Origin of the sequence: Mycobacterium sp., assembly GCF_049281135.1 — a bacterium.
In the GTDB taxonomy this organism is placed as follows: Bacteria; Actinomycetota; Actinomycetes; order Mycobacteriales; family Mycobacteriaceae; genus Mycobacterium.
This window is the reverse complement of the sequence record NZ_JBAPRN010000383.1, coordinates 1-4,785: the sequence shown is the minus strand read 5'-3', so window position 1 is coordinate 4,785 and position 4,785 is coordinate 1. Positions and strand designations below refer to the sequence as shown.

At 66.1% G+C, this 4,785-nt stretch carries 3 protein-coding genes; all 3 read right to left on the bottom strand.

Annotated features, from left to right (window positions below; all coding sequences use genetic code 11):
* Nucleotides 1–887: PPE family protein (locus tag WAN02_RS15345; protein WP_422265059.1), on the bottom strand; the 887-nt coding region annotated here is incomplete at its 3' end.
* A 2-nt stretch (nucleotides 888–889) separates the two neighbouring features.
* Nucleotides 890–1,195 (bottom strand): PE family protein, encoded by a 306-nt coding sequence (locus WAN02_RS15340; RefSeq protein WP_325689494.1) that lies wholly within the window; start codon nucleotides 1,193–1,195, stop codon nucleotides 890–892.
* Nucleotides 1,196–1,219: 24 nt separating this feature from the next.
* The coding region (gene eccCa, locus WAN02_RS15335; RefSeq protein ID WP_422265058.1) for a type VII secretion protein EccCa at nucleotides 1,220–4,785 on the bottom strand (3,566 nt) is incomplete at its 5' end.

Genomic DNA, 4,785 nt, shown 5'->3' with positions numbered 1-4,785 from the left:
GCCGCAGGCATCGGCGAATTCTGCCCGGGCGAGATGCCGGCAGCCCCAACCACTGCGGGTACGTCGGCCGGCGCGGCCAGCGTCGACGCGGCGTAAAGAGCGAGTCCGATGATGAGCGGAAGAAAGGCCGGGGAACTGAGCAGGACCGACCAAAAGGTGGTTCCGAATGGGATGAAGAATGCCTCGTACGCGATGAAGAACAACAGCGGGAACCACTGGCTCGGGTTGGCGAGGATTGAGCTGAGCGTCCCGGACGGGTTTTGGATCAGCTGTACCAGCTGATTGAAAATATCGGTCAAGAAGTTTCCCGACGACGGCGGGTTGACAGCGGCCGCCACCGCGTTGTTGGTTTTGAGCACCGGCGGCGCTGCTGCCGTGCGCGGCGAAGACGCCAACGCCGACCCGGACACCCCCTGGTAGGTGGCCATCGTGGTGGCCGCCTGGATCCACATCCGCGCATAGTCGGCTTCGTTGAGGGCGATCGGGATCGTGTTGATACCAAAGAAGTTCGTCGCAATCAGCACGCCGTGGATGACGTGGTTGGTGGCCAGCTCCGGGATCGTCGGCATCGCGGCCAGCGCGGCGGTGTAGGCGGCCGCGGCGACCTCGTGCTGGGCCGCTGCGCCGGCGCTGTTCGCGCTGGCCTCTGTCAGCCATGCCAGGTATGGCACGTGTGCGCTCACGTATTCCTCGGCGCTCGGACCTTCCCACGCACCTGCCTGTACCGCGCCCAGTAGTGAGGTGAGTTCGCTTGCTGCCGAGGCATACTCAGTGCTCAGTGAGGTCCACGCCCCAGCGGCCGCCAAAAGCGACCCGGGTCCAGGACCGCTGCTGAGGAGCACGGAATGCACCTCCGGCGGCGAAGCCATCCACACCGGCGCGGTCATTGTCAGTGGCCGGCCAAGTATGTCGCTGCGGCAGCCGCATCACCGGCTGCGTAACTCACGCCAGACTCACCGACACCGACTCCGGCCCGGCCCAGTTCTTCCACACCTTCAGCAGCCACCGCAGCGTGCTCGCTGCCCTGGGCGCTGAAGCCGGCCGCCGTCTGCAGCGAGACCGGGTCGGCCGCAGACGGAACGACGGCCGTGATCGCCGGTGCCGCGCCCGCGTGCGCAGCGGCCAACCGGGCGGTGATCGATTCAACCGCGGCGCTGGCTGCGGCCAGACCTTCCGGAACAACTCGCAGTGTCATGACACGTACTCCTTTCGATGAAAATCATCGGCCATCAGCGGCCACACTCTCCTCGACAAGCGGATTGACTAACTGCACGTACGTCGGGATGTCGCTGTCGGTCAGCAGAATTGCGCGACCCTGCGGCAGCCGGTCGAACCGCTGACCGCGAATCTTGCCGCCGTCGGTGGGGTTGCCCGACAGCATCAGCGTGGTCGCTTGCATGTCGTTGAAGCGGCGCAGCAACGGGCTGGTCATCAGGGCGTGCGCGGCGCCGGTTGCGCGCGCCGTGATGATCACCCGCAGCCCCAGATCGCCGGCCTGCGAAAGTAACCCAATCAGCGGAGTCCAAGGCCGCTGTCCCACATAGGGTCCCGTCATTGCCGGAGTGTCCGGTATCTGGTCGACGTCGTCGATGATCAGGTAGTGGGTGTGGCCCTCGTATGACCAGCCGGTCAGCTGCGAGGCGGTGAGACCGGCCGGCGGCCGGCGCTTTTCGATGAGCGCCGACAGCCCGAGCATCGCCGGGGTCACCCGGTCGATGTTGGCGGTGTACTCGTTGTCGGGGAATAGCGGCTCGTCGACCAGATGCAGCCGTCGATCCAGCACGGTGAACGCCACGCGATCCGGCGTCGAGTTGTCCCGGATGGTGCGAATGATGTGCCGCAGCAGCGTGGTCTTGCCGGTCCTGGTGTCACCCAGCACTAGCAGCAGCGGGTTCTGCGCGAAGTCGAGTTGGACTGCGGCCAGGTCTTCTTCGCGCTGACCGATCACAATCCGGTCGTTACCGCCGTACACCGGTTGCAGCGCGGCCGGCTCCAGGTTCGTCGGCAGCAGGCGCACCGGCGGGGCGGTGATGCCCTCGTGGCGGGCATTGATCGCGGGCACCTGCGTGAGGTCGGGTGCGGCGATCAGGAAGTGCTCGGCGGCCATGGTCAGACCACGACCCGGTTGGTCGGCGGGCACACTCTCGGCCGGACGATGCAGTGCGCCGACCATCCGGACGTTGCTGTCGCGGGCGTCGTGCAACTTGAGCTCCAGGCGCATCCCGAGACCGTCCCGCATCGCCAGCGGCACTTCGAGCCAGCTGGGTGTGGTGGCGACGACGTGAATACCGTAGGCCAGTCCGACGTTCACCAGCTCGGTCACCTTGCTCAGCAACGGGTTCCGGGTGTTGAACTGGTCGGTGTTGTCCCGGCTGAACGCGTACAGGTTGTCGATGACCAGGAACACCTGGCCCAGGCCGTCGTCCGGGCCTTGCTTGTCCCGGAACACTTCTCGCTCCTGGCGTGAGCGCAGCAGCTGCTCGAGCTCGCCGAAGGTGCGACGGATGCGCTCGGGTTCCAGCGACGACGCGACGCTGCCCACATGCGCCAAGTCCTCCAGCGCCCGCAGCTGCCCGCCGCCGTAGTCCAGGCAGTAGAAGCTGACCTCGCGCGGCGAGTGCAGGCTCGCTGCGGACAAGATGAACGTCTGCAGGGCAGTCGATTTCCCGGACTTCGCGCCACCGTGAATCAACAAGTTGCCGGCCGACGACCGCGCGTCGAAGACCAACGGGTCGCGCCGCATCTGGAACGGCCTGTCGATCTCGCCCAGCGGCCAACGCCACTCACCGCGTGGCACCGCCGCACGGGCCAGCGCCGCGCTCAGCGGGATCACCTCATCCAGCGGTGGCAGCCACAACTCGGGGGCGCGGGGGCCGAATCGCGCGAGTTGGTCGCCGATGGTGGAGATCAACTTACGTGACGGCGCGACCGGCTCGTCGTGCCCGTTCTTGGCGATCACCGTGGTCTGGTCCGGTTCCACGCGCCCGGCTGTGAACAGCTTGGGTTCGGGAACCGAATGCACCACAAGCATTTTCGGCGCCTGAGGCGGATCGTAGATGCCGTCGACGTAGGTGCTGCGGAATCGGATCGGAGCGGCGCCGGGCGCGGGCACCAGGAACCCAACGCCTTTGTGCTCCTTGCCGGACTCGATGTGGTACGCGTCCTCGACACCGATGATCGACCGCGAGACCGAAGGGCTGGCCACCTTCAGACCGATCCGGTACGAGGTGTTCTTGTCGATGTCTTTGATCTTGCCCACATCCAATGTCTGTGAAGCAAAAAGGATGTGGATCCGGAATGACCGGCCCTTGCGTGCGACATAGTCGAACAGCTCCGCGTACTCGGGGTGATCAGCCAGCATCAACGTGAATTCGTCAGCGACGACGAACAGCGTCGGGATCGACGGCAGATCATGTCCGGCGGCGATCGCGTTCTCATATTCGGTCACCGAGTTGAACGCGCTGCCCTGCACCTTGCGGCCGGCCTCACGCAGCATCATCTCCCGGCGCGCAACCTCGCCGCGCAGCGTGTCGGCGAACCGGTCGGCCAGCGACTTCTTCTCGGCCATGTTCGAGATCACCGCGACGACCTGAGGGAAGTTGCGGAAGATGTCGGCGCCGGCCTCACCCTTGAAGTCCGCATAGATGACGATCAGCCGATCGGCAGAGTGAGTCGTCAACAGCGACAACAGAATCGACATCAACGTCTGGGATTTGCCGGAACCGGTCATACCGATCATCAAGCCGTGCGGCCCCATGCCGCCTTCGGCTTCGTCTTTGAGGTCGAAGATCAGCGGCTCACCGGTGGCAGTGACACCGATCGGAACCCGCAGCTCATCGTCGCGGTGCCGCCGTGCCCACATCGTCGGGACGTCAAGCCGCGACGCGTCGGGAATCCCCAGCAGCGTCGTGAACGTCGCACCCCGGGTGGCCGTCGACTGCAGGCCACTGTGTGTCGGGTTGGAGTCCCACCGGGACAGTCGGCGCGCAAGGTGAATGGTGTCGTCGACGCCGAGTTGGTCGGCGGACTCGATGTAGCGCTGCCATCCGCCGGTCTGCCAGCGGTCGATCGCGCCATCGGCGATCCGCAGGATCGGGCGCTCGGGATCGGAATATTGTTCCCGATGCGGTGTGGTGGTCGAACGGTGAATCACGGTCACTCCGGCCCGACCGAGGGCAAGCGGCGAAGCCTTGAGATCGAAGTCCGGGTCGTCGACAATGATCAGCAAGTGCCGCAACGCATCTGCTGGTCCGCCGGTGAACGCGGGGCGGTCGGACAACGCGGGTCCAAGCAGCGCGATCAGCTCATCGGGCTTGGTGGACAGGTAGCGGGCCGGGCCGACGCCGTCCACTTCAGCCGGGATGTCCACGTGCGGCAACCACTTCAGCCATGACCACTCCGGCAACTCGAGATCCGGCGCAGCGACTGCCACGCCGAGAACCGTCGGGTCGTGCCATGTCACCGCTTGCGCCACCCAGGACCGCAGCGCGGCGCGCACCTCGTCGGCGTCGCCGAGCACCGTGATGCGCGACAGCTTGGCCAGATCGAGACCGGTCGGCACGTCGCGGACTGTGCGCTGAGTGTCCAGCAGACTCCGTAATGCGCTGTGCGACACCGGCTCCAGATCGACCTCATCGGCGGTGTCGTTGACCCGCAGCGCGGTATCCAACGTCGCGGTGTGCACACCGGCCCGCACCACCAGGAAATCGGCGTCGTGGGGGTCGCGCTCCCACTGCCGCCGCGACCCGGGTACGGCGGCCAGCTCCGCGGGGTCCGGATGCGACC